The sequence below is a fragment of the Streptomyces sp. NPDC053431 genome (assembly GCF_044544925.1).
GTDB lineage: Bacteria > Actinomycetota > Actinomycetes > Streptomycetales > Streptomycetaceae > Streptomyces.
In genome coordinates this window covers 301848-323858 of record NZ_JBITXX010000002.1, presented here as the reverse complement: position 1 = coordinate 323858, position 22011 = coordinate 301848, and the positions used below count along the sequence as shown (strand labels likewise).

Annotated in this window: 24 protein-coding genes; 15 read left to right on the top strand and 9 right to left on the bottom strand. The window is 73.6% G+C overall.

The window, feature by feature from the left end; genetic code table 11:
- The first annotated feature begins 84 nt into the window (after positions 1-84).
- The 3 genes from ACIGXE_RS07380 to ACIGXE_RS07370 all read left to right on the top strand — a co-directional run bounded on the left by ACIGXE_RS07380 (position 85) and on the right by ACIGXE_RS07370 (position 3521).
- Positions 85-1293 carry an MFS transporter gene (locus ACIGXE_RS07380; RefSeq protein ID WP_399744433.1) on the top strand — a complete coding sequence of 403 codons (1209 nt, stop codon included), beginning with the start codon at positions 85-87 and terminating at the stop codon, positions 1291-1293.
- A 55-nt stretch (positions 1294-1348) separates the two neighbouring features.
- Entirely contained in the window at positions 1349-1681 is a 333-nt protein-coding gene (locus ACIGXE_RS07375) for a cupin (protein WP_399744431.1), read from the top strand.
- Positions 1682-1889: 208 nt separating this feature from the next.
- Positions 1890-3521, top strand: a complete 1632-nt coding sequence (locus ACIGXE_RS07370) for a PHB depolymerase family esterase (RefSeq protein WP_399744429.1) — start codon at positions 1890-1892, stop codon at positions 3519-3521.
- A gap of 10 nt (positions 3522-3531) precedes the next feature.
- Here the strand turns inward: ACIGXE_RS07370 and ACIGXE_RS07365 are convergent, their stop codons facing one another.
- Complete coding sequence (locus tag ACIGXE_RS07365) at positions 3532-4323, bottom strand: cache domain-containing protein (protein WP_399744427.1); 792 nt, start codon at positions 4321-4323, stop codon at positions 3532-3534.
- Complete coding sequence (locus ACIGXE_RS07360; RefSeq protein ID WP_399744425.1) at positions 4277-5116, bottom strand: FadR/GntR family transcriptional regulator; 840 nt, start codon at positions 5114-5116, stop codon at positions 4277-4279. Before ACIGXE_RS07360 ends, ACIGXE_RS07365 begins: the two co-directional genes overlap by 47 nt.
- Positions 5117-5238: 122 nt before the next feature.
- Between ACIGXE_RS07360 and ACIGXE_RS07355 the strand changes: the two genes are divergently transcribed.
- The 4 genes from ACIGXE_RS07355 (at position 5239) to ACIGXE_RS07340 (ending at position 9427) form a co-directional block, all read left to right on the top strand.
- Positions 5239-6276 (top strand): ABC transporter ATP-binding protein, encoded by a 1038-nt coding sequence (locus tag ACIGXE_RS07355; RefSeq protein WP_399744423.1) that lies wholly within the window; start codon positions 5239-5241, stop codon positions 6274-6276.
- Positions 6277-6449: 173 nt separating this feature from the next.
- A complete protein-coding gene (locus ACIGXE_RS07350; RefSeq protein ID WP_399744421.1) occupies positions 6450-7649 on the top strand; it encodes an ABC transporter substrate-binding protein in 1200 nt (399 codons plus the stop codon).
- An 8-nt stretch (positions 7650-7657) separates the two neighbouring features.
- Positions 7658-8569, top strand: coding sequence for an ABC transporter permease (locus ACIGXE_RS07345; protein WP_399744419.1), 912 nt, complete (start codon positions 7658-7660; stop codon positions 8567-8569).
- 42 nt (positions 8570-8611) lie between these two features.
- Positions 8612-9427, top strand: a complete 816-nt coding sequence (locus ACIGXE_RS07340) for an ABC transporter permease (protein ID WP_399744417.1) — start codon at positions 8612-8614, stop codon at positions 9425-9427.
- 43 nt (positions 9428-9470) lie between these two features.
- Here ACIGXE_RS07340 and ACIGXE_RS07335 read toward each other — a convergent pair whose 3' ends face one another.
- The 4 genes from ACIGXE_RS07335 to ACIGXE_RS07320 form a co-directional block, all read right to left on the bottom strand.
- The gene (locus tag ACIGXE_RS07335; RefSeq protein ID WP_399744415.1) at positions 9471-9794 is read right to left on the bottom strand and encodes a CU044_2847 family protein; all 324 of its coding nucleotides are present in this window, start codon (positions 9792-9794) and stop codon (positions 9471-9473) included.
- 108 nt (positions 9795-9902) lie between these two features.
- The gene (locus ACIGXE_RS07330; protein ID WP_399744413.1) at positions 9903-11213 is read right to left on the bottom strand and encodes an Ig-like domain-containing protein; all 1311 of its coding nucleotides are present in this window, start codon (positions 11211-11213) and stop codon (positions 9903-9905) included.
- A 263-nt stretch (positions 11214-11476) separates the two neighbouring features.
- Positions 11477-11980: an SRPBCC family protein gene (locus ACIGXE_RS07325; protein ID WP_399744411.1), complete on the bottom strand. Its 504-nt coding sequence runs from the start codon at positions 11978-11980 to the stop codon at positions 11477-11479.
- 55 nt (positions 11981-12035) lie between these two features.
- A complete protein-coding gene (locus tag ACIGXE_RS07320; RefSeq protein ID WP_399745152.1) occupies positions 12036-12542 on the bottom strand; it encodes a TetR/AcrR family transcriptional regulator in 507 nt (168 codons plus the stop codon).
- 159 nt (positions 12543-12701) lie between these two features.
- On the opposite strand from ACIGXE_RS07320, the gene ACIGXE_RS07315 reads away from it, so the two are divergent.
- From ACIGXE_RS07315 to ACIGXE_RS07280, 8 genes are all read left to right on the top strand, one after another.
- Positions 12702-13880: an FAD-dependent monooxygenase gene (locus ACIGXE_RS07315; RefSeq protein ID WP_399744409.1), complete on the top strand. Its 1179-nt coding sequence runs from the start codon at positions 12702-12704 to the stop codon at positions 13878-13880.
- 40 nt (positions 13881-13920) lie between these two features.
- Positions 13921-14532 (top strand): PadR family transcriptional regulator, encoded by a 612-nt coding sequence (locus tag ACIGXE_RS07310; RefSeq protein ID WP_399744407.1) that lies wholly within the window; start codon positions 13921-13923, stop codon positions 14530-14532.
- Positions 14533-14653: 121 nt separating this feature from the next.
- Entirely contained in the window at positions 14654-15652 is a 999-nt protein-coding gene (locus tag ACIGXE_RS07305; protein WP_399744405.1) for a LysR family transcriptional regulator, read from the top strand.
- Between the two features lie 60 nt (positions 15653-15712).
- Positions 15713-16168, top strand: a complete 456-nt coding sequence (locus ACIGXE_RS07300) for a peroxiredoxin (protein ID WP_399744403.1) — start codon at positions 15713-15715, stop codon at positions 16166-16168.
- 98 nt (positions 16169-16266) lie between these two features.
- Positions 16267-16671 (top strand): SHOCT domain-containing protein, encoded by a 405-nt coding sequence (locus ACIGXE_RS07295; protein ID WP_399744401.1) that lies wholly within the window; start codon positions 16267-16269, stop codon positions 16669-16671.
- A 155-nt stretch (positions 16672-16826) separates the two neighbouring features.
- On the top strand, positions 16827-17273 hold the full coding sequence (locus ACIGXE_RS07290; protein ID WP_399744399.1) for an RrF2 family transcriptional regulator: 447 nt from the start codon (positions 16827-16829) through the stop codon (positions 17271-17273).
- Between the two features lie 95 nt (positions 17274-17368).
- On the top strand, positions 17369-18556 hold the full coding sequence (locus ACIGXE_RS07285) for a globin domain-containing protein (RefSeq protein ID WP_399744398.1): 1188 nt from the start codon (positions 17369-17371) through the stop codon (positions 18554-18556).
- 134 nt (positions 18557-18690) lie between these two features.
- The gene (locus ACIGXE_RS07280; protein ID WP_399744396.1) at positions 18691-19461 is read left to right on the top strand and encodes a rod shape-determining protein; all 771 of its coding nucleotides are present in this window, start codon (positions 18691-18693) and stop codon (positions 19459-19461) included.
- Positions 19462-19524: 63 nt separating this feature from the next.
- Here the strand turns inward: ACIGXE_RS07280 and ACIGXE_RS07275 are convergent, their stop codons facing one another.
- The 3 genes from ACIGXE_RS07275 to ACIGXE_RS07265 form a co-directional block, all read right to left on the bottom strand.
- Positions 19525-19896, bottom strand: coding sequence for a peptidase inhibitor family I36 protein (locus ACIGXE_RS07275; RefSeq protein ID WP_399744394.1), 372 nt, complete (start codon positions 19894-19896; stop codon positions 19525-19527).
- Positions 19893-20606: a hypothetical protein gene (locus tag ACIGXE_RS07270; protein ID WP_399744392.1), complete on the bottom strand. Its 714-nt coding sequence runs from the start codon at positions 20604-20606 to the stop codon at positions 19893-19895. The genes ACIGXE_RS07275 and ACIGXE_RS07270 overlap by 4 nt, the downstream gene beginning before the upstream one ends.
- 394 nt (positions 20607-21000) lie before the next feature.
- Positions 21001-21807, bottom strand: coding sequence for a polysaccharide deacetylase family protein (locus tag ACIGXE_RS07265; RefSeq protein WP_399744390.1), 807 nt, complete (start codon positions 21805-21807; stop codon positions 21001-21003).
- Positions 21808-22011 lie beyond the last annotated feature (204 nt).

The following is a 22011-nucleotide window of genomic DNA, read 5'->3' as shown; positions in this document are numbered from 1 at the left end:
GGCCTCGATCATTAAGTCCTGCTCAACGCCGCTTGCATTCTTTCACCTTGATCGCCCCGAGCGCGGGGCGGGAGTCTGAGGCCCGTGCCCCTCCCCTTCTCCCGCCCGCGCGCCGCCGCGCGTCCCGCTCCGGCCCCCGTGAACGTCCTGGTCCTCACCGTGGCCGGAGCGGTGACGGTGGCGAACATCTACTTCCCGCAGCCGCTGCTCGCCGCTGTCGCCGGCGGTCTGGACGTCTCCGACCGGACGGCCGGCCTGGTCGCCTCCGCGGCGCAGCTCGGCTACGCGCTGGGCATCCTGCTGCTCGTGCCGCTGGCCGACACCGCTCGGCTGCGCCGGCTCACCCGACTGCTGCTCCTGGCGACGAGCGCGGCGCTGCTGGTCGCCGCCGCGGCGCCGAACGTCCTGACGCTGGTCCTCGCGACGCTCGCCCTGTCGACCACGACGGTGCTGCCGCAGATCCTCACGCCGGTCGCGGCCGCCCTCGCGGGAGCTGAGCGGCGCGGCCGGGTGGTCGGGGTCATCGGCCTGGGCCTGACGCTGGGATCCACCCTGTCCCGTACGGTCTCGGGCGCGGTCTCCGACGTGAGCGGCAGCTGGCGGGCCGCCTATCTGCTGGCCGCGGCGGCGACGGCGGCGCTGCTGTGGGTGCTGCCGCGCGCTCTGCCGGAGCGGCTCGGCGTGGCGGACCGGCCCCGCGTCCCGTACGGGAGGATGCTCGCCGGGCTGCCGCGGCTGCTCGGCGAGCACCGCGCGCTGCGGGTGTCGGCGCTGCGGGGCGCGTGCGTGTTCGCCGCGTACAGCGTGTTCTGGGCGGCGCTGGTCTTCCATCTGGCCGCCCCTCCGTTGGGGTACGGGCCGGGCGCGGCGGGTCTGTTCGGTCTGCTCACCGTTCCCGCGGCACTGGCCTCGGCGTACGCCGGGCCGCTCACCGACCGGTACGGCGCTGGGCCGGTCGGGCGCGGGGCGCTGGGGTGCGTGGTGCTCGGTCTGGCCGTCGCCGGCCTCGCGTCCGACTCCCCGCCCGCGCTGGTCGCGGGCGCCGGGCTCGTGGTGCTGGGGACGAGCTCGTGCCAGGTGGCGAACCAGTCGCGGGTGCTCGGGCTCGGGCGGGACGTGGCCGCGCGGGTGAACACGGTGTTCATGCTGGCCACGTTCGGCGGTGGCGCACTCGGCTCGCTGACGGCGGCCTGGCTGTACGGGGCGCGCGGCTGGACGGCGGTGCTGCTCGCGGCCGCGGGGTTCGCGGTGCTCGGGCTGTCGGCCGGGGGGCGGGGGTCCCGAGTTGCGTGACGGCGGGTACGCGCAACGCTGGGGATACCGGTCCGCGCACCCGCAGGGAGAAACGATGCAGCAGCCCGAACCTTTCGACCTCGCCGTCCTCGTCGACGAGCACCTGGCGAAGGCGCGTGCTGACGCACACGGCCGCAGCGCCCATCTGGTGGTGCACGACGGGGTGCTGCGGCAGAGCGTGATCGCCCTGATCGCGGGCATGTCGCTGGACGAGCACAACGCGCCGCCCGCGGCGAGCCTCCAGGTGCTGAGGGGCCGGGTGGAGCTGACGGCGTCCGGACGGGCGGAGGAACTGGTGGCCGGCCAGCTCCAGATGATCCCGAAGGAGCGCCATGGGCTGACCGCTCTGGAGGACGCGGTGGTGCTGCTGACCGCCGTCAACGACTGACCCCGGCCCGGACGGCGTCGTGGTGCTCCCCGGGGGTGCTCCCGGGGGGTCCCCGCGGGTCGTCCGGTCGGGGCGGGCGCGGGCTGCCAGGTCGTGGCACGCCATACTCCGCCCGGTCGTTTGTGGCTCCCGGGCCCATAGGGGGCGGGATCGCGCCACCCCTACGCTCCGGCGCATCCCCACCCGTCCGAGCCGCACGGGAGTCCTGATGCGACCCATACGAGCACGAGCCCCCCACCCCTCACGGGCACGGCGTCTGGCGGCGCTGCTGCTGTCCGCCGTCACCACTCTGTTCCTCGCCGCGCCCGCGTCCCCGGCGGCGGCCGCCGCCCCGGCCCCGGTGCCGGGCACCCTGACGCCGTACAACATCGGCGCGGTGTACACCGCCGGCGTCTCCTCGGGCGGCTACATGGCCACCCAGTTGCACGTGGCCTACTCCGGGACGGTGTCCGGTTCTGCGGCCTTCGCCTCCGGCCCCTACGACTGCGCCCGCAACAGCCTTCCCACCGCGCTCAACGCGTGCATGGACACCACGCAGAACCTCCAGCTCGCGCAGCTGGAGCAGCTCACCCGCGACCGGTCGGCGCAAGGGCTGGTGGATCCGATATCCAATCTGGCGGGCGACCCGGTGTACGTCTTCAGCGGGACCAACGACTCCACGGTCCGGCAGCCGGTGGCGACCGCGCTCTCCGACTACTACGCGCACCTCGGCGCCCGGGTCCTCTACAACCGCGGCACCGCGGCCGGCCACGCCTGGATCAGTCCGCTCGGCCCCAACACGTGCGGGGTGACCCGGACCCCGTTCCTGAACGACTGCGGCGTCGACGCCGAGCGCGAGCTGCTCGGACATCTCCTGGGGTCCGTGGCGACGCCCGCCGCCGCCCCCTCGGGGACGCTGATCCGTTTCGACCAGAACGCGTACGCGCCGGGCGGTTCGGCCGCGGCCCTGTCGATGGGCGACGAGGGCTTCGCGTACGTTCCCGCCTCCTGCGCGGGCGGCGCGGCCTGCTCGCTGATGGTGGCGCTGCACGGCTGCAAGCAGGGGTACGCCTACCAGGGCTTCGGGACCCGCTTCGTCGAGGGAAGCTTTCTGAACGAGTACGCGGACACGAACGCGATGGTCGTGCTCTATCCGCAGGCGGCCCCCACCAGCACGCTGGAGAACCCCAACGGCTGCTGGAACTGGTGGGGTTATCTCGGCGACGCGGCGTACGCGCGGCACGGCGGGAAGCAGATCGAGGCCGTGATGGGCATGGTCCGGGCGCTGCGCGGCGGCACTCCCCCGCCGCCCGCCGGCGGCGGCTCGGTGACGCTGTCGAGCGTGGACGCGCAGGACGGCTACGTGAAGGCGGCGGCCGACGGCTCGGGGGCGGCGGTCGGGACGCTGGAGGACCTGTACGGCTTCGCCCTGGGCCGGGGCACGGACGGGAACGTGAACCGGACGCTGCTGTCCTTCGACACGTCGAGGATCCCGGCGGGCGCGGAGGTGACGCGGGCGTATCTGACGGTGTCCCGGTCGAGCGGCTCGGGCGATCCCTGGGCCTCGCCGGCCGGCAACCGGCTGCTCGTGGACGTGCGTACGGGCTGTTTCGGCGGATGCGCCGTGGAGGCCGGTGACTGGTCGGCGCCGGCGACGGTGGCGGGCGCGGCGGAGATCGCCGCGTTCTCCTCGGGGAGCGCCGTGTCCACCGATCTGACGCCGGCGGCGCTCGCGGCCCTGGACCGGAGCGGGACGACGCAGCTGCGGCTCGGCTTCGCGTCGGCGCCCGCCTCGACGGCGTACCTCTTCGTCAACCAGGCGGCGCCGGTGACGCTGACGGTCGAGTACCGCCAGGGGTGACCCGGCTCGTTCACCGCTCCGGTGTGACGAGCACCAGCGGGGTGCCGGTACAGGGCGTCAGGCGCAGGGCGCCGTGGCGGTGGACGGCCGGGGGTGCGGCGAGCACCGCGTGGAAGTCGGGTCCCTTGGTGAGGGAGCCGGCGAGATGGGCCGGGTCGGTGGAGGCGGCGACCCGGCCGCGCGCGTTCACCAGGCGGGCCGGAACGGGCAGTTCCTGGAGCACGGGGAGCACGGCCGCCTCGAAGTGGCGCAGATAGACGTCGGCGGCGGCGACCCCGGCGAACGCGCCACCGGCGTGCACGGGTGCGGAGAGGGTGAGCCCGTACTCGTCGGAGCAGAGGTAGTCGACGTAGGGACCGGCGACGGCCCGGCGGCCGGTCTCGCGGGGGAGCTCGTACCAGTCCCAGTGGGTGTAGTCGGAGTACGCGGAGTGCTCGGGGTCGAGGTCGAGCAGCAGCGGGCGGACGCCGCCGTCGGGACCCCGCTGCCACCATTCCAGCCAGGCGGGCACGTCGGCGAGCAGGCCGGGCCGTGCGACGAAGCCGACGCCGGAGACGAGCGGGTGGTCAGCGAGCCGGCGGTGGAGGCCGGGCCTGAGGGCGGCGAGGTCGGCGGAGACCGGGGCCCCGCCGGCCGAACCCACCGCGGAGAGCAGGGCCTCGGTGTCGGCGCCCGTGGCGGCGACGGCGGCGAAGACGCCTTCGAGGGTGTCGCGGACCCGTTCCGAGACCGCCTCGGCGAGCCCGCCGGTCGGGTCAGGGGCGGCTCCGGTGAGGCGGGCGAGCCCGGTCGTCCTGGCCATCGGTGTCCTCCTCGGGACGCGGCTCGGGTGCGCGGGTCGGGGGCGCGAGCCGCAGGGCGACCAGCCGGCCCACGGATTCGCGTACGCACCGCTCGGCCAGCATTCTGGCGCGCTCGTCGGCCTCATCCTGCACGGCGGAGATCACGGAGCGGTGACGATCCGCCACGCATTCGAGATACGCGGTGTCGTCGAGGACGAGCACGAGCAGCGCGCCCAACTCGGCCTGGAGGGCGATCTCCTCGCGGGTGAGGCGGGCGGACTGCGCGGCGGCGGCGAGTTCCACGTGGAAGCGGCCGTAGAACCGGCTGCGTGCCGCGGGGTCCTCGGCGTGGGCGAGGTCGTCGACGGTCCGGACGAGCGGGCGCAGGTCGCCGGGCTGGGTGCGCCGGGCGGCGAGCAGGGCGGCCGCGCCCGAGACGGCGGCCCAGTGGTCACCGAGGTCGCGCAGCTCTTCCGTCGACCAGTCGGCGAGCCGTGCGCGCAGCCGTTCCTCCGGCGGTCCCTCGGGGAGGGTGACGAAGCTGCCGCCGCCACGTCCGCGCCGGGTGGTGACGAGGCCCTGCTGGCGCAGCGCCATGAGGGCCTCGCGCAGGGTCACCGTGGAAACGCCGAGCTGTCCGGCGAGCTCGGTCTCGCCGGGCAACTGCTCGCCGTCGGCGAGGAGTCCGAGCTCGATGGCGTCGCCGATGCGGCGCACCACGGTGTCGACCCGGGCCCGGGTGTCGACGGGGGCGAAAACCGCCCTGCGCGCACTGCCCCGTACACCGCCGCCCTGTCTGCCGTCCGGTCTCACGTCCACCACCTCGCGCGTTGACTCAGGCTTTACCTTAAGGGGGTCTTGAGATTTGAACTATGACTTCATATGTTTACGCCCACTCGTCAGAACGCGCCCCCGCACCAGAAAGGTTCCCGATCATGGAGGGAATGGCGATCCGGCTCTCAGGACTCCGCAAGAGCTACGGCCGGACCGAAGCGGTGGCCGGGGTGGAGCTGGAGATAGCCGACGGGGAGTTCTTCTCGATGCTCGGCCCGTCCGGTTCCGGCAAGACCACCGTGCTGCGGATGATCGCCGGCTTCGAGACGCCGACCGCGGGCACGGTCGAACTGGCCGGCCAGGACGTCACCCGCCTCGCCCCGTTCGAGCGTGACGTGCACACCGTTTTCCAGGACTACGCGCTCTTCCCGCACATGACGATCGAGCAGAACGTCGCCTACGGCCTGAAGGTCCGCGGCGTCCCCAAGGCCGAGCGCCTGGTGCGCTCCCGCGCGGCCCTCGCGCAGGTCCGGCTGGAGGGTCTCGGCCGGCGCCGCCCGGGCGAGCTGTCCGGCGGCCAGCGCCAGCGCGTCGCCCTGGCCCGCGCCCTGGTCGGACGTCCGCGGGTGCTGCTGCTCGACGAGCCGCTGGGCGCCCTCGACCTCAAGCTGCGCGAGCAGATGCAGGTCGAGCTCAAGGCGATCCAGCGGCAGGTCGGGATCACCTTCGTGTTCGTCACCCACGACCAGGAGGAGGCCCTGACGATGAGCGACCGCATCGCCGTCTTCCACGAGGGCCGGATCGAACAGGTCGGCCCGCCCGCCGAGATCTACGAGCGCCCCGCCACCCCCTTCGTCGCCGGGTTCGTCGGCACCTCGAACCTCCTCAGCGGCGACACCGCCCGCACCCTGGTCGGCGCGTCCGGCACGTACAGCATCCGGCCGGAGAAGATCCGGGTCGTCAAGGACCCGGACGCGCCCGCGGAGGCGGGCCACGCGCGGGCCGCGGGCACCGTCGCCGAGGTCGTCTACCTCGGCGACGCCACCCGCTTCCTCGTCGACCTCGACGCCGGCGGCCGGCTCACCGCCGTCCAGCAGAACCTGGAGACCTCCTCCGCCGACCTCGCCGCCTACCGCGGCGCCCGGGTGGGGCTCCGGTGGCACCCACGGCACGCGGTGCGGGTCCCGGAGGGCCTGTAGTCCCGGGCCCCGTCAGCCCGTCAGCCCGTCAGTCCCTCAGCCCGTCAGCCCGTCAGCCCGTCAGCCCGTCAGCCCGTCAGCCCGTCAGGCCTCGATCCCCCGGCCTTGGCGCGGCTCGCACCGCTCGCCCTGCACCACTCCTCGTACCGCACCCTCACGCAACGGAGAACCCCGTGCGCCTGCACCGCTCGCTCCTGACGGCCGCCGCCGTCTCCGGTCTGCTGCTCGTCACCGCCTGCGGCTCGGCCGACCAGGCCGGGTCCGGCAAGTCCGGCGGCCTCAACCCGCCCGACCTCAAGGCCCCCACGTCCCTCGGCGCGCCCGAGGGGCAGGTCAACCTCATCGCCTGGGCCGGCTACGTCGAGGACGGCTCCAACGACCCGAAGGTCGACTGGGTGACCGGCTTCGAGAAGCAGACCGGATGCCAGGTGAACGCCAAGACCGCCGCCACGTCCGACGAGATGGTCGCGCTGATGAAGACCGGCGCGTACGACGCCGTCTCCGCCTCCGGGGACGCCTCCCTGCGCCTGATCGCCTCCGGCGACGCCGCCCCGGTCAACACCGCGCTCGTCCCGAACTACGCGGACGTCTTCGCCGGGCTGAAGGACAAGGAGTGGAACTCCGTCAAGGGCGTCTCCTACGGCATCCCGCACGGCCGCGGCGCCAACCTGCTCATGTACGACACGACGAAGGTCACCCCCGCCCCGGACTCGTGGTCCGCCGTCTTCGACCAGGCCTCCGCCCACAGCGGCAAGGTCACCGCGTACGACTCCCCCATCTACCTCGCCGACGCCGCGCTGTACCTCAAGGCCACCAAGCCGGAGCTCGGCATCAAGAACCCCTACGCGCTCGACCAGAAGCAGTTCGACGCCGCCGTCGGGCTCCTCAAGACGCAGAACAAGCACGTCGGCGAGTACTGGAGCGACTACCTGAAGGAGATCTCCGCCTTCAAGAGCGGCGACTCCGTCGTCGGCACCAGCTGGCAGGTCATCGCCAACCTGGCCAAGTCCGAGGGCGCCAAGGTCGAGGCCGTACTGCCCAAGGAGGGCTCCACCGGCTGGTCCGACACCTGGATGGTCTCCGCCAAGGCCAAGCACCCCACCTGCGCCTACAAGTGGCTCGACTGGATCGTGTCGCCGAAGGCCAACGCCCAGGTCGCCGAGTACTTCGGCGAGGCCCCGGCCAACGCCAAGTCCTGTGCCGAGACCTCGGACAAGGCCCACTGCGCCACCTTCCACGCCACCGACGAGGCCTACTGGAAGAACGTCCACTTCTGGACCACGCCCATCGAGCAGTGCCTCGACGGCCGCACGGACGCCCGTTGCGTCCCGTACGCCAAGTGGGTGCAGGCCTGGAACGAGATCAAGGGCTGACCCGCCGCATGACCTCGCTCACCCCCGTCACGCGGGCCGCCGACGCCGACCGGTTCCCCGGTCCGGTCCGGCGGCTCGCCGGGGCCCTCCACCGGCGGCCCCGGGTCCGGCTCGCCGCGCTGCTCACCGCGCCGCTGCTGTGGCTGGTGCTGGCCTATCTGGGCTCGCTGGCCGCCCTGTTCCTGTCCGCCTTCTGGACCACCGACTCGTTCACCTCCGAGGTGGTCCGCGTCTGGTCGGGGCAGAACTTCCAGGAGCTCGTGAGCTCCCCCGTCTACCGCACGGTGGCCCTGCGCACGGTCGGCGTCGCCCTGGCCGTCACCGTCCTGTGCGCCGTCATCGCCTTCCCGCTCGCCTTCTACACCGCCCGGGTCGCGAGTCCTCGGCGCCGGCCGCTGCTCGTGGTCGCGATCCTCACCCCGCTGTGGGCCAGCTACCTCGTCAAGGTGTACGCGTGGCGGCTGATCCTCTCCGAGGGCGGGCCGCTCGACTGGGCGCTGCGGCCGCTGGGCCTGAGCGGTCCGGGGTACGGGCTCACCGCCACCGTCCTGGTGCTGACGTACCTGTGGCTGCCGTACATGATCCTGCCGATCCACACCGCGCTCGAACAGCTGCCGGACAACCTGCTGCACGCCTCGGCCGACCTCGGGGCACGGGCCGGAAGGACCTTCCTCTCGGTGGTGCTGCCGCTGGTGTGGCCGGCGGTCGCGGCCGGATCGGTGTTCACCTTCTCGCTCAGCCTGGGCGACTACATCACCGTGCAGATCGTCGGCGGAAAGACCCAGCTGATCGGCAACCTCGTCTACTCCAACGTCACCCTGAACCTGCCGCTGGCCGCCGCGCTCGGCACGGTGCCGGTGGCCGTCATCGTGCTCTACCTGCTCGCGGTGCGCCGCACCGGGGCACTGCGCAGCCTGTGACCAGAAGTCGCCTCTCCACCAAGGCCGAAAGGACCGCCCCCGATGAACCTCTCCCGCCCCGCGCGGATCGCGCTGCGCACCGCGGCCGGGCTCGGCTTCGCGGTGATCTACCTGCCGCTGCTGCTCGTCCTGGTCGGCTCGCTCAACCCGGACCGCTCGGCGAGCTGGCCGCCGCCGGGGCTCACCCTGAAGTGGTGGGCCGCCGCCTGGGACAACGAGGGGGCGCGCGAGGCCCTGTGGACCTCGGTGCGGGCGGGCCTGGCCGCCACCGCCGTGGCGCTCGTGCTCGGCACGCTCATCGCCTTCGCCGTCCAGCGGCACACCTTCTTCGGGCGCGAGGCGGTGTCGTTCGCGGTGGTGCTGCCGATCGCGCTGCCCGGCATCGTCACCGGCATCGCGCTCAACTCGGCCTTCGGCACGGTCCTCGAACCGCTCGGGGTGGGCCTCGGCCTCTTCACGGTGATCGTCGGGCACGCGACGTTCTGCATCGTGGTGGTCTTCAACAACGTGGTCGCACGGCTGCGCCGGCTGCCCGGCTCGTACGAGGAGGCGGCGATGGACCTGGGCGCGCACACCTTCCGCACCTTCTGGGACGTCACCTTCCCGCTGCTGCGCTCGGCCCTGCTCGCGGGCGGCCTGCTGGCCTTCGCGCTCTCCTTCGACGAGGTCGTGGTGACCACGTTCACCGCGGGGCCCGGCGTGCAGACCCTGCCGCTGTGGATCTTCGACAACATGACCCGGCCCCAGCAGGCCCCCGTCGTCAACGTGGTGGCCGCGCTGCTCGTGCTGCTCTCCGTGCTGCCGATCTACGCGGCCCAGCGGCTGTCCTCCGACACGGCCGGTGGCGGCCGGGTCTGAACCGCCCGGCGGCGGCGCGGGTCTGAAGCGCGCGGCGGCGCCGTCAGACCCGCTTCTTCACCCACTCCAGGGTGACGCGCAGGTTGGCGCTCGTGCTGCCCTGGACGACGAGCGCGGTGAGCGCGCCGCTGTCGATGCCGAGCTGGCACCCGAACTCAACGGTCGCCCGCTCGGGCGCGGCCTGGTGCAGGGCGTCGCCGAGCTGGGCGGCGAAGGAGGCCAGGGCGCCGGTGACACGCGACAGGTCGGGCAGCCGGTCGCCGCGCCCCTCCGGCTCGGCGGTGTCCTGACCGGCGGGGCCGAGCGGCTGCGCCTCCACGTAGAGCACGCCGTCGGCGAGTTCGACCTTCGTGATCTCCGTCATCATGGCTCCTCGGTGCGTCTTCGGGTCGGTCCGGTCGTCACGGGGCTGGGGCGGGGGTCGGGGCGCGGGGCGCGGGGGGCCGGGTCGCCAGGGCTGCCGGGTGTCGTCCGGTCAGAGGGCGGGGCGGAGTGCGCCGGCGGCGGCGTCCTCGGCGGCGACGCCGAACGCGCTGCCGCGGCCCCACTCGGGCCAGCTGAGGTTCCAGTCGCCGTAGCCGTTGTCGAAGGGCGTCATCTTCTCGCCGAAGCCGTTGACCACCCGGACGACGTCGCCCTCGCGGACGGTGCGGTAGAGCCAGGCGGCGTCCTCGGTGCTCATGCCGGTGCAGCCGTGGCTGACGTCCTCGGCGCCCTGCGCGTCCAGCGACCAGGGGGCCGCGTGCAGGTACTCGCCGCTCCACGTCACCCGGGTGGCCCATCGGACCTTCAGGTCGTAGAAGTCCCTGTTGCCGCGGGCGATGCCGATGGAGTCGCCGCGCATCCGCACGGTGGCCTCCTTGCCGAGGACGACCTTGACGCCCCCGCGGGTGCGGTAGCCGGCCTTGCCGGTGGTGACCGGGATGGTGCGGACGACCCGGCCGTCGCGCAGGACGGTCATCGTGTGCGCGGCGACGTCGGTGACGGCCTCGATCCGGTCGCCGGTGGTGAGCGTCAGGGGGGCGGAGGGGCCGCCGTACAGGTGGTCGGTGACGGGGAGCCGGTCGAGTTCGCTGCGGACGCGGATGGTGGTGTGCGCGGGCCAGTAGTCGCGCGGGCGGTAGTGCAGGGTGGTGGGCCCGACCCAGTGCCAGGAGCCTTCGACGTGGGGCTCGGAGCTGACCTGGAGGGCGTGTTCGACCGTACGGCGCGCGCCGGTGGCGATGGCGGGGACGGGGTGGCTGAGCTCGGCGGTGAGGGGCTGGCCGACTCCGTACGTGCCGGCGCCGGGGCCGAGTTCGGCGGTGAGCCGCGCGCCCGCGGGTGCGGCGGGGGTGCGCAGGTGGAGCAGGGCGTGACGGCGCGGCGGCCCGGCGCCGTCGGTGCGTTCGACGAGCAGGCTTGCGGTGAACCGGCCACCGGCGGCGAGCGGCGCGACGCTGGTCCAGTGGTTGCCGTCGGGGGTCACCGTGCCGGCGACGCGGCGTCCCTCGTGGTCGGTGACGGTGACGTCGGCGAGCCGCCCGGTGGTGCGCAGGACGAGGTCGAGGGGGCGTGCGGCGGTCCGGGGGTCGAGGGCGAGCGTCCGGCCGTCGAACACCGTGTTGCGGCGGCGCGCGCTGCACAGCGCACCGTCGGCGGGGCAGACGCCGACGGAGACGAGCACGCTGCGGGCGGGGGTGGTCCGTGCGCCGACGGCCGCGGGCTGGGTCGCGTTGAGGGCGAGCGCCGCTCCGACGGCGACGGACAGCGCGCTCCACTCCTTGATGTTCCCGCGAGACAACATGTCGGACACCCACCCCTTCTCGCCGGTGCTGACCTGTTCTGACCGTTGCCATGAAAAGGGATGACAGACGGAAAAGATGATCAACCGACCTGGCGTGGCGCGCGAGAGGCCCGCGAGACGACTCGAAAGCACCAACGCGAGGCGCCCGCCGGGGTGGTGCGGCGGCGGGCGGCGGAAGCTGGATACCCACGACGCGGCCGGCGGCCGTGCCGGGCGCGTTCACGGGCGCACGCGGCGGCCCGGGTTCGCCCGGCCGGGTGAGGTCAGCGCGGGACCTCGGGCAGTTCCTCGCCCGTCTCCAGGAGCGACTTCAGGCTGGAGATCAGCGCCGGCCAGCCCTCGGCGACGAGGCCTCGGATGGTGCCGCCGGGCGCCAGGTCGTCGTGGACGACGGTCAGCTTGACCATGTCGCCGGCCGGCTCTATGACGTAGCTGACCTTGGAGCGCCCCTCCTCGACGAGACGGGCGTAGACCTCGTCACCGATGCCGACGGCCTCGGCCCACTCGGATGTAAAGGTGTGCCAGGTGTACGAGAGGAGCCGGCCGGTGTCGGCGGCGAGGACGACCTGGGCGGGGTCCGAGGTGGTCCGCCCGCCCTCCTCCCACACCATGGGCGAGCCCACGGCCCAGTCGGTCTCGAAGGCCACGCCCCAGTAGCGGCGGGTGAGGGCCGGGTCGGTCAGCGCCTTCCAGAGCTCGTCGGGGGTGGTGCGGATGTACGTCGTGTAGACGAACGCGTCGGTGTCCATGCTTCCCTTGCCGTCCATCGGAGCTCGCTCCCTTGCTGACATCGGACCGGCGGACGCCCACGCGTCCACGCGCTCACGGCCGGAGGGCCGCGGCCACGAGCCCCTCGATCTGCTCGGTTCCCCCGCCCACCGTCTCCTCTCCGGCGACCACCCGGTCCAGGACCAGTCCGTCCACGCAGGCGAGCAGGGTGAGCGTGCGGGCCTCGGGATCCGCGACGCCACGGGCGGCCAGGAAGGACCGGACCGCGTCGCGCCCCGGGTTCTCCCTCGGCACCAGGATGTCCCGCAGTTCGGGGTCTCGCACGCTCTCCAGGACGCACGCGTAGCGGGCGAGCGACCGGCGCCGCCCCTCCCCGCGGGTCCGGGCGGCCACCAGGGCGGCGAGGCCGTCGACGAGGTCGGCGGCCGTACGGAGCCGGGGAGCGCGCTCGGCGGCCGCACGGAGCTCGGCCTGGTCGAGCTCCACCAGCCGGCGGACCAGCGCGGTGAGCAGCGCCGAACGGGTGCGGAAGTAGGCCGAGGTGGTCCCCGCCGGCAGTCCGGCGGCGGCGTCGACGGCGCGGTGGGTGAGACCGCGCATGCCGGCGTCGGCGAGGACGCCCAGCGCGGCGTCGGCGAGCAGAGTGCGGCGATCGGAGGAAGTCACCCCCTCTTTCTACACCTGTAGAAGCAAGGGGTTACGCTGCCCCGGATGAGCTTTCTACAGATGTAGAAGCCTGGCAGGAGAGGGGTATCAGCCATGGAACGCACCGCCGTGGTCGTCGGCGCGGGGATCGGCGGGCTCGCCGCCGCCCTGGGACTCCGGCGCATCGGCTGGCAGGTGACGGTCGTCGACCGCGCGCCGGTCCTCGCCGACGCGGGGGCCGGGATCTCGCTCGCCGCCAACGGCATCCGCGCCCTCGACGCACTCGGCGTCGGCGCGGCCGTACGGGCCGCCGGGCGCGGCCAGTACACCGGCGGCACCCGCACGCCGGGCGGGTCCTGGCTGGCCCGGATGGACGGCACCGCGCTCGAACGCGCCGTCGGCTCGCCCATCGTGGGCATCCCCCGCTCGGAGCTCCACCGGCTGCTGCGCGCGGCGCTGCCACCCGGGGCCCTGCGCACGGGCGTGACCGTCTCGGCCGCCACCCCGCTGCGCGGCGACCGGGTCCGGGTGGAGACCGGGCAGGACGGCGAGCCGCCGGCGGCGGATCTCGTCGTCGCCGCCGACGGGATCGGCAGCCGCATCCGCAGCGCCCTGTTCCCCTCCCACCCCGGCCCGGTGCACAGCGGTTCGACCGTGCTGCGAGCCATCACCGCGCGCCCGGTGGACCTCCGTACCGACTTCGAGCTCACCTGGGGGCGCGGGGCCGAGTTCGGCCACATCGCCTTCGCGGACGGCCGGGCCGAATGGCACGCGGTCCTCAACGCGCCCGCCGGGGTGCGCCACCCCGACCCGCTCGCCGTGCTCCGCGACCGCTTCGCCGACTGGCACGCCCCGATCCCCGAGCTGCTCGCGGCGACCCGCGCCGAGGACGTCCTCCACCACGACATCGCCGAACTGGCCACTCCGCTGTCGTCCTTCGTCGCCGGCCGGGTGGTGCTGCTCGGCGACGCCGCCCACGCGATGACCCCGAACCTCGGCCAGGGCGCCTGCCAGGCCCTGGAGGACGCCGTCGTCCTCGCGGCGCGGCTCGACGGGGTGGCGGACGTCGACGGCGCGCTCGCCCGGTACGACGCCGAGCGCCGGCCCCGGACGACGGCGGTCGCCGCCGCGGCCCGCAGGGCGGGGCGTATGGGCCAGCAGCTGAGTCACCCGCTCGCGGTCCCCCTGCGCAACGCGCTGCTGCGGCTGGCGCCGTCGGGTGCCGCGGTCCGGGCGATCCTCCGCCACGCGGCCTGGACCCCGCCCCTCACCAGGTCTTTCTCGGGTGAATAGGTGTGGAGGAAACTATTCAATCGACTGCTAGTTTGTCCGGATGTCTCTCAAGCACGCGGTCCTGGCGGCTCTCCTGGAGGGCGAGGCGTCGGGGTACGACCTGGCCAAGCTCTTCGACGTGTCCGTGGCCAATTTCTGGGCGGCCACGCCGCAGCAGCTCTACCGGGAGCTCGACAGGCTCTCCGAGGCCGGTCTGATCACCGCGCGGGTGGTGCAGCAGGAACGCCGCCCCAACAAGCGCATGTTCACCCTCACCGAGTCGGGCCTCGCGGATCTCGTCGCGTACACCGCGCACCCGCCGAAGCCGACGGCGGTCCGCGACGAGCTGATGGTCCAGGTCCAGGCGTGCGACGAGGGCGACACGGCGGCGGTGCGCGAGCACGTGCGGGAGCGGATGGCGGCGGCCCGGGCGAAGCTCGCGCGCTACGAACGCCTCCGTGACCGGCTGCTCGACGGGCGGGACGAGGCCTCGTACCTGCGCGAGACCGCGCGGGTGGGGCCGTATCTCACGCTGATGCGCGGTATGGCCTTCGAGCAGGAGAACGTGCGCTGGGGCGAGCAGGTGCTCGGCATCCTCACCGAGCGCGAGGCCCGGGAGGGGGTCGGCCACCGGCAGGGGATCGGCCACCGGCAGGAGGTCGGCCACCGGTAGCAGGGCGACCATCGGTGGGAGGCCGGCCTCTGGCAGGAGGGCGGCCATCGGTAGGGACGGTCATCGGCAGGAGGTCGGCCGCCGGTAGGGCCGTGTCATCGGTCTGCTTATGCTGGCCGACGTGAGCCATAGGCAGCGGAATGGACAGGGCCGCCCCGGGTCCGACGCCGGTCCGGCGGACGACCCGGAGGTCCGGTCGGCCGCGCCGTCGTCGCGCGGGCCGCTCGACCTGTCGCTGCTACGGACCTTCCTGGCCGTGCACCGCACCGGCTCCTTCACGGCCGCCGCGCGGCTTCTGAGCCTGTCCCAGCCGACGGTGACCACACAGATACAGGCCCTCGAACGGCGGCTCGGGCGGGAGCTGTTCGCACGCGGACCGCGCGGGACGGCGCCGACGCCGTACGCCGACGAGCTCGCCGCGCGGGTCGCGGGGCCGATCGACGAGCTGTCGGCGGTCGCGGACCAGGGCCCGGGGGGCGCCCGGCCGGTGCCGCGACCCGTCCACCTGGCGGGCCCCGCGGAGTTCCTCTCCGCCTGCGCGCTGCCCGCCCTGGCGCCGCTGGTGGACGACGGCGTACGGCTCCGGGTGACGCTGGGACTCACGGACGAGCTGCTCGACGGGCTGCGGGCCGGGCACCACGACCTGGTGGTCGCCACCTATCGCCCGCGGGGGCGCGCGCTGGTCTCGGTGCCGCTGTCCGACGAGGAGTTCGTCCTGGTCGCCTCCCCGGACCGGGCGCGGCGGATCGACCTGACGGCGCTCGCGTCGGAGGGCCCGGGCGCGCTGCGCGGCGTCCCCATGGTGATGTACGCCGAGGACCTGCCGATCGCCCGGCGGTACTGGCGGCACGTCTTCGGGCGCCGGCTCACCGGGGAGGCCGCCGTCACGGTGCCCGACCTGCGCGGCGTGCTCGCCGCCGTCACCGCGGGCGCGGGGTTCGGCGTGCTGCCGCGCTATCTGTGCCGGGCGGAACTCGCGTCGGGGCGCCTCGTGGCCCTGCTCGACCCCGAGGACCCGCCCATCAACACCGCCTATCTGGTGGGGCGTCCGGGGGCCCAGGACAACCCGCAGGTGACGCTCGTCCGCGACCGGCTCCTCCAGGCCGCGCGGGACTGTTGACCCCGCGTCCATGACCCCGCACCTACCGAGCGGTAGCCGAGTGGGGTAGCCTCCGGGCGCATGAACGTCGGTGACATCGTCGAGGACTTCACCCTTCCGGACGAGACGGGGCAGTCCCGCTCGCTCTCCGGACTGCTGGCCGAGGGCCCCGTCGTCCTCTTCTTCTACCCGGCGGCACTCACCCCCGGCTGCACCGCGGAGGCCTGCCACTTCCGTGACCTCGCGGGCGAGTTCGAGGCGGTCGGCGCCCGGCCCGTCGGCATCAGCACGGACGAGGTGGCGCGCCAGCGGGAGTTCGCCGACCGGCACTCGCTGGGCTATCCGCTGCTCTCCGACCCCTCGGGAGAGATCCGCGAGCGCTTCGGGGTCAAGCGCGGCTTCTCGCTGGCGCCCACCAAGCGGGTCACGTTCGTCATCGACCAGGACCGCAGGGTCCTGGAGGTCGTCCGCAGCGAACTGCGCATGAGCGCCCACGCGGACCGCGCGCTCGCGGCCCTGCGGTCGCGCGGGCACTGACCCCCGGAGCGGATCACGACATGCGGGCCGGCGAGGCTTCGGCAAGACTCGCTGGTACGCGTGGCCGCCCCGGCCTCCGCGGGAAACGGAGGAGAGGCATGGACGACTACCCCGCTCTCGACCTCTTCTGGACCATGCTCTGGTTCTTTCTCTGGATCATGTGGCTCTTCCTGCTCTTCAAGGTCGTGACGGACATCTTCCGCGACCACGAGTCGAGCGGCTGGGCCAAGGCGGGCTGGCTGATCTTCTGCATCGTGCTGCCCTACCTCGGCGTACTGGTCTACGTCATCGCCCGCGGCAAGGGCATGACCCGGCGCGACGTCCAGCAGGCCCAGGACACAGAGGCGGCCTTCCAGGACTACATCCGCAAGACGGCGGGCACGTCGGCGGGCGCCGGCAAGGGCGGCAGCGTGGACGAGCTGGCACGGCTCGCGGACCTGAAGGACAAGGGAGCCATCACGGAGGAGGAGTTCCAGAGGGCGAAGGCCAAGATCCTCTCCTGACGGCCCGCCCGGATCGGACGCGCCCTCCCCACCGGAGGCACCCTCCCGACCGGAAGCACCCTCCCGACCGGAAGCACTTTCCCGACCGGGAGCACCCACTGTCCTATCACCCCCCTTAATACGACTCCGAAATACGCCTTTGATACGGTCGCGGCGTGCGGTTGACGAAATTCACCGACCTGGCGCTGCGTGCCGTGATGCGCCTGGCGGTTTCCGAGCAGGACGCCTCCCCCACCACGCGCGAGGTGGCGGAGACCATGGCCGTGCCCTACGCCCACATGGCGAAGGTGGTCACCCGACTGCAGCACCTGGGCGTCGTCGAGGCGCGGCGCGGCCGGGGCGGCGGCCTCACCCTCACCGAGCTGGGCCGCCGGTCCTCGGTCGGCTGGCTGACCAGGGCCCTGGAGGGCGACGACGAGGTGGTGGCCTGCGAGGGCGACCCGCCGTGCCCGCTGCGGACGGCCTGCCGGCTGCGGGGCGCGCTGCGCCAGGCGCAGGAGGCGTTCTACCGCACGCTCGACCCGCTGACCGTCGCGGATCTGGTCGAGTCCCCGACCGGGCCGGTCCTCGTCGCGCTCTCCGCCGGCCGCCCCGGCGACTGACCCCCCGCTTCACTCCCCTCGACGTCCCGCGCCCTGCGCGCCGCGGTTCGTCATGCCCTTAAATGCGAAGATCATTTACCAGATATGGAGTCGTCATGCTGTCCGAGCAGGCCACCCCGGTCGTCCGTGCCACCCTCCCCGCCGTCGGAGGCGCCCTCGACGAGATCACCGAGCGCTTCTACGCGGGGTTGTTCGCGGCCCGTCCCGAACTGCTGCGGGACCTGTTCAACCGCGGTAACCAGGCCACCGGCGACCAGCGGAAGGCCCTCGCCGGCTCCATAGCCGCCTTCGCCGGGGCGCTCCTGGAAAGCCCCGGCACGCGCCCCGACGTCATGCTGTCGCGGATCGCCCACAAGCACGCCTCCCTCGGGATCACCTCCGAGCAGTACAAGGTGGTCCACGAGCACCTCTTCGCCGCGATCGTGGACGTCCTCGGCGAGGCCGTGACGCCCGAGGTCGCCCAGGCCTGGGACGAGGTGTACTGGCTGATGGCCAACGCCCTGATCGCCCTGGAGGCCCGCCTCTACCAGGAGCGGGGCGTCGCCGAGGGCGAGGTCTGGCAGCCGATGGAGATCGCCGGCCGCCAGGAGGAGACGGCCGACACCGTCTCCTTCTCGCTGCGCCACCCGGACGGCCGGCCGGTGACCGCGTTCCGTCCGGGCCAGTACGTGAGCGTGCAGGTCACGCTGCCCGACGGCGCCCGGCAGATCCGCCAGTACAGCCTCTCCGCCGCACCCGGCCGTCCGGAGTGGCGCATCACCGTCAAGCGCGTCGACGGCGACCCCGCCGGCGAGGTCTCCTCGTGGCTGCACGCCCACGGCCGCGTCGGCGACCAGGTCACGGTCTCGGCGCCGTTCGGCGACCTGGTCCTGCCCGAGGGCGACGGTCCGCTGCTGCTGGCCTCGGCGGGCATCGGCTCCACCCCCATGCTCGCGATGCTCGACCACCTCGTCGCGACCGGCGCGAACCGTCCGGTCACCGTCGTGCACGCGGACCGCTCCCCCGCCGGCCACGCGCACCGCGAGGAGCTGCTGCGCCTGGTCGACGCGCTGCCGCAGGCGACGCTGCACCTCTGGTACGAGGAGCCGGGCGCCTCGGGCGCCGGTCAGGGCCGGGCGGACGTCACGGCGCTGGACCTGCCCGAGGGCGTGACGGCGTACCTGTGCGGCCCGCTGCCCTTCATGCGCGCGGTGCGGGGCGACCTGCTGGCCCGCGGGGTGGCGGCAGCGGACGTCCACTACGAGGTCTTCGGCCCCGACCTCTGGCTCGGCGCCACGGCCTGACCGGCCCGCGGGCGACCACTCCGCTCCCACTTCGCCTACTTCGCCCTACTATCCAAGGCCCATAGCTTTATCCGCCCGGGTATTGCATAGTGATGCCGCGAGTTCACCTCACGATCAGCGGCAGGAGTAGGCAGATGGGTACGGCGCACCAGGCGCTGCCGGGACCGGCGGGCACGGTCCGCGGGTTCGCCCTGGACATCGGCAGCTCGCGCACCCGGGTGTGGGCCCCGGGCGCGGGCGTGCTCGCGGACGTGCCGAGCGGCCCGGTCCGGCGCGGTCGGGTCACGGACGACACGCCGCACCAGCACCTGCTGCGCAAGGTGGCGGCGGCCGCCTTCGGCGACTCCGCGCGCGACACGGTGGTCATGCTCTGCCACCCGGTCCTGGCCGACCTCGAGCATCGTGAGGCGGCCCGCCGGATGGTCCGGGCGCTCGGTCCCACCCGCGTCGTCTCGGTGGACAGCGCCCGCGCCGCCGCCGCCTACGCGGGCCCGCCGGGCGGCGGTCCGCTGCTCGTGGTCGACCTCGGAGCGGGGCTCACCGAGGTCACGCTCCTCGTCGACGGCTCGGTCCAGGACGCCCGCCTGGCCGAGGTCGGTCTGGACGACCTCCCGGAGGAGGGCGGCTCACCGCTCGCCCTCGTCCACACGACGGCGGACATGGTCATGGATCTGTGGCGGTCCGACCCTACGGGCGCCGTCCGGGGCGCCCTGCGCCGTGGCGTCCTGGTCACCGGCGGCGGCGCCCTCCGCCTGGATCTGACCAGCCGTCTCGCCCTCCGCCTGGGCGTTCGCCTCCGCCTCGCCAACGACCCGGCCACCAGTAGCGTCCGCGGCGCCGGCCTGCTCCTCTCCTCCGCTCTGCGCCACCCGGGGGCGGGCCGCCCGCCGGCCCGCACGCGGTGAGCCGCCCGTCTCCCCCACCGGCGGTGCGGGAGACAGGCGGCCGCACCCCGTGGTGGGGCGGGGTCAACAGCCGGTGGCCCAGATGTGGGAGTCACCGCGGTCGTTGGCGGCGCCGTTGTAACCGACCTCCTGGCCGGGGGCGAGACAGATCGTCATGGAGCCGCCCTGCCAGGCGGACTCGTAGACCTTGACGTAGTCCTTGATCCCCGGGCCGGAGATGCCGTGGTTGGCCCAGGACGAGTCGGTGTCGGCGATCCAGCTCTCCCACCAGCCGTCGTCACCGCTCCAGTTGGCGCGCTGGCCGCCGAAGTTCACGTCCTGCCAGACGCAGAACTCCCCGGAGGGGCAGTCGGCGGCCGCGGCGGGCACGGTCAGGGCCAGTCCGCCCGCGAGGGCGAGGAGAGCGGCGGTCGTGGGGCCGAGGAGTCGCTTCATGAAGCGTCGTTGCCTTTCGTTTCGGTGGGGGGTACGGACAGCTCGGCTGCCCGCCGCAGTGCGCGGGCGCGCAGCTGCTCGTATGTGGCGACCTGGTCGCGATGGAGGCCGCGTACGGTGGCCAGCTCGGCCGGTTCGAGCCGGGCCCGTACGTCGGCGAGGCCACTCTCGCGGGTGCAGCGTTCGGCGACGGCCGGGTCGGGCCGGCCGGCCCGTGACCCGCCGACGGGTGCGGCGCAGCGGGTCCAGCGCCCGAGGGCGGCCCGGTGCGCGGGGTCGTGCTTCATCCGGGCCTGGGCCTCGGCGCGCAGGTTGTCGACCGTGACCTGGGCGCGGAACCAGCGGGTCGGATCTCCGTACAGCTGCGCGCGGGCGGTGGCGACGCAGCCGTCGCTGTTGGCGGTGACGGTGAGGCCGGTGGCGAGGGTGAGGGAGAGCTCGCGGGGGTCCGTGCCGAACAGGGCCGTCTGGAGGCGGGTGTCCTCGGCGGGGGCGCGGGCCTGGGTGCCCGGGCTCAGGGTGAGTCCCTGCGCCCTGAGGCACCTGACCACCAGGTGATGTTCGGCCGCTTTCAGGAGCTGGTCCTGCCGGTGCCGGTCGGTGGGCGCGGCGGCGGGCGGCGTCGCGGGTCCGGGGCGTACCGTGGCGCAGCCGGCGAGGACGAGCGCGGCGCCGGCCGTGACGATCGCGCGGCGGGTGGCGTGGCGCATGGTTCCCCCTGGTGGCGGGCCTGAGCGGCGGGGCCGGCGGGATGATCGCCGTCCGTTTCGTGGCGATCAATGCCCGGTGCCCGGCGGGCCATGCGGAGGACCCGGTCGACTCACCCGAAGGGGTCGAACGCGCCGGAGCGTGCGCCGCCGACAGGGCGTCCGAGGGGCTCGCGATTCCACCGGCCGGGGGAACCGTGGAGACGACAAAGCCCCGGTTGGACGGGGGATTCCAACCGGGGCCGATTGCCGTGACGTCAGGAAGGGCGGTCACCTCTGGGGGGACCTGGGGACCGGACCCCTTCACCGTCACATACAGATGAACGGTAAACCATCCCCCATTGTTCCGCCCTGTCCCCTGTGTCGGATGTGAGTCACCTCACCCTGTTTGCTCGGCTCAGTCGTCCTTCTCGGGGCGGTAGATCACGCCGGGCTCGGCCTTCCCCGGGGCGAGCAGCTGCGGGACGGTCACGAAGGTGTAGCCCTGTCGCTTGAGCTCGTTGATGATCCCGGGCACGGCCGGGACGGTCCCGTCGTATATGTCGTGGAGCAGGATGATGCCGTCGCGGTGGGCCTGGCCGAGGACGCGCTCGCGGATGAGGGCGGAGTCGACGGTGGAGTAGTCCTTGGCGGTGATGCTCCAGAGCACCTGGGCGAGGCCGAGCTCGCGGCTCACGTCGCTGACGGTGTCGTCGGTGCGCCCCTGCGGGGGGCGCATGAGGGTCGGCTTGCGTCCGGTGATCCGCTCGATCGCGTCCTGGGTCCGGGAGAGCTCGTCGCGGACCTCGGCGGCGTCGAGGTCGGTGAGGATGCGGTGGCTCCAGGTGTGGTTGGCGACCTCGTGCCCCTCGGCCGCTATGCGCTTGACGACCTCGGGGTAACGGTCCACGTGCTTGCTGCCGAGGAGGAAGAAGGTCGCCCGCACCCGCTTCTCCTTCAGCGTGTCGAGGAGGCGGGGGGTGTCCTTGCCCGGCCCCGCGTCGAAGGTCAGGGCGATGCACTTCACCGCGGCGCAGTCGACGGCATCGGCCGCGCTCGCACCCCCGCCGCCCTTACGGTTCCCGCTGTCCGTACCCGCCTCGGCGCGCGCCTCGCCGGGGGTGACCCGCTCGGCCGAGCAGCCGGTGAGCGCGTACATCAGCGACGCCGCCGCGACGAGGGCGAGGGCCGGTCCCCGACGCCGGCCCTGCTTGGTTCGGAACATGTGCGTCTCGCTTTCCCCGGAATCGTTTCTTCGACAGCCGGGTCCCACGCCTGGTCATGACGGGGACGGACGGCTCGCCAAGGACTATACACACGATGTATACGGGGGAAGGCGAGGGGGTCCGGACACGGAGAGCGGGCAGGCCGCCGCAGGGCATGACGGCCCCGGGCGGCGCCCGTCCGCTCCGCCCGGGGGGTCGCGAGA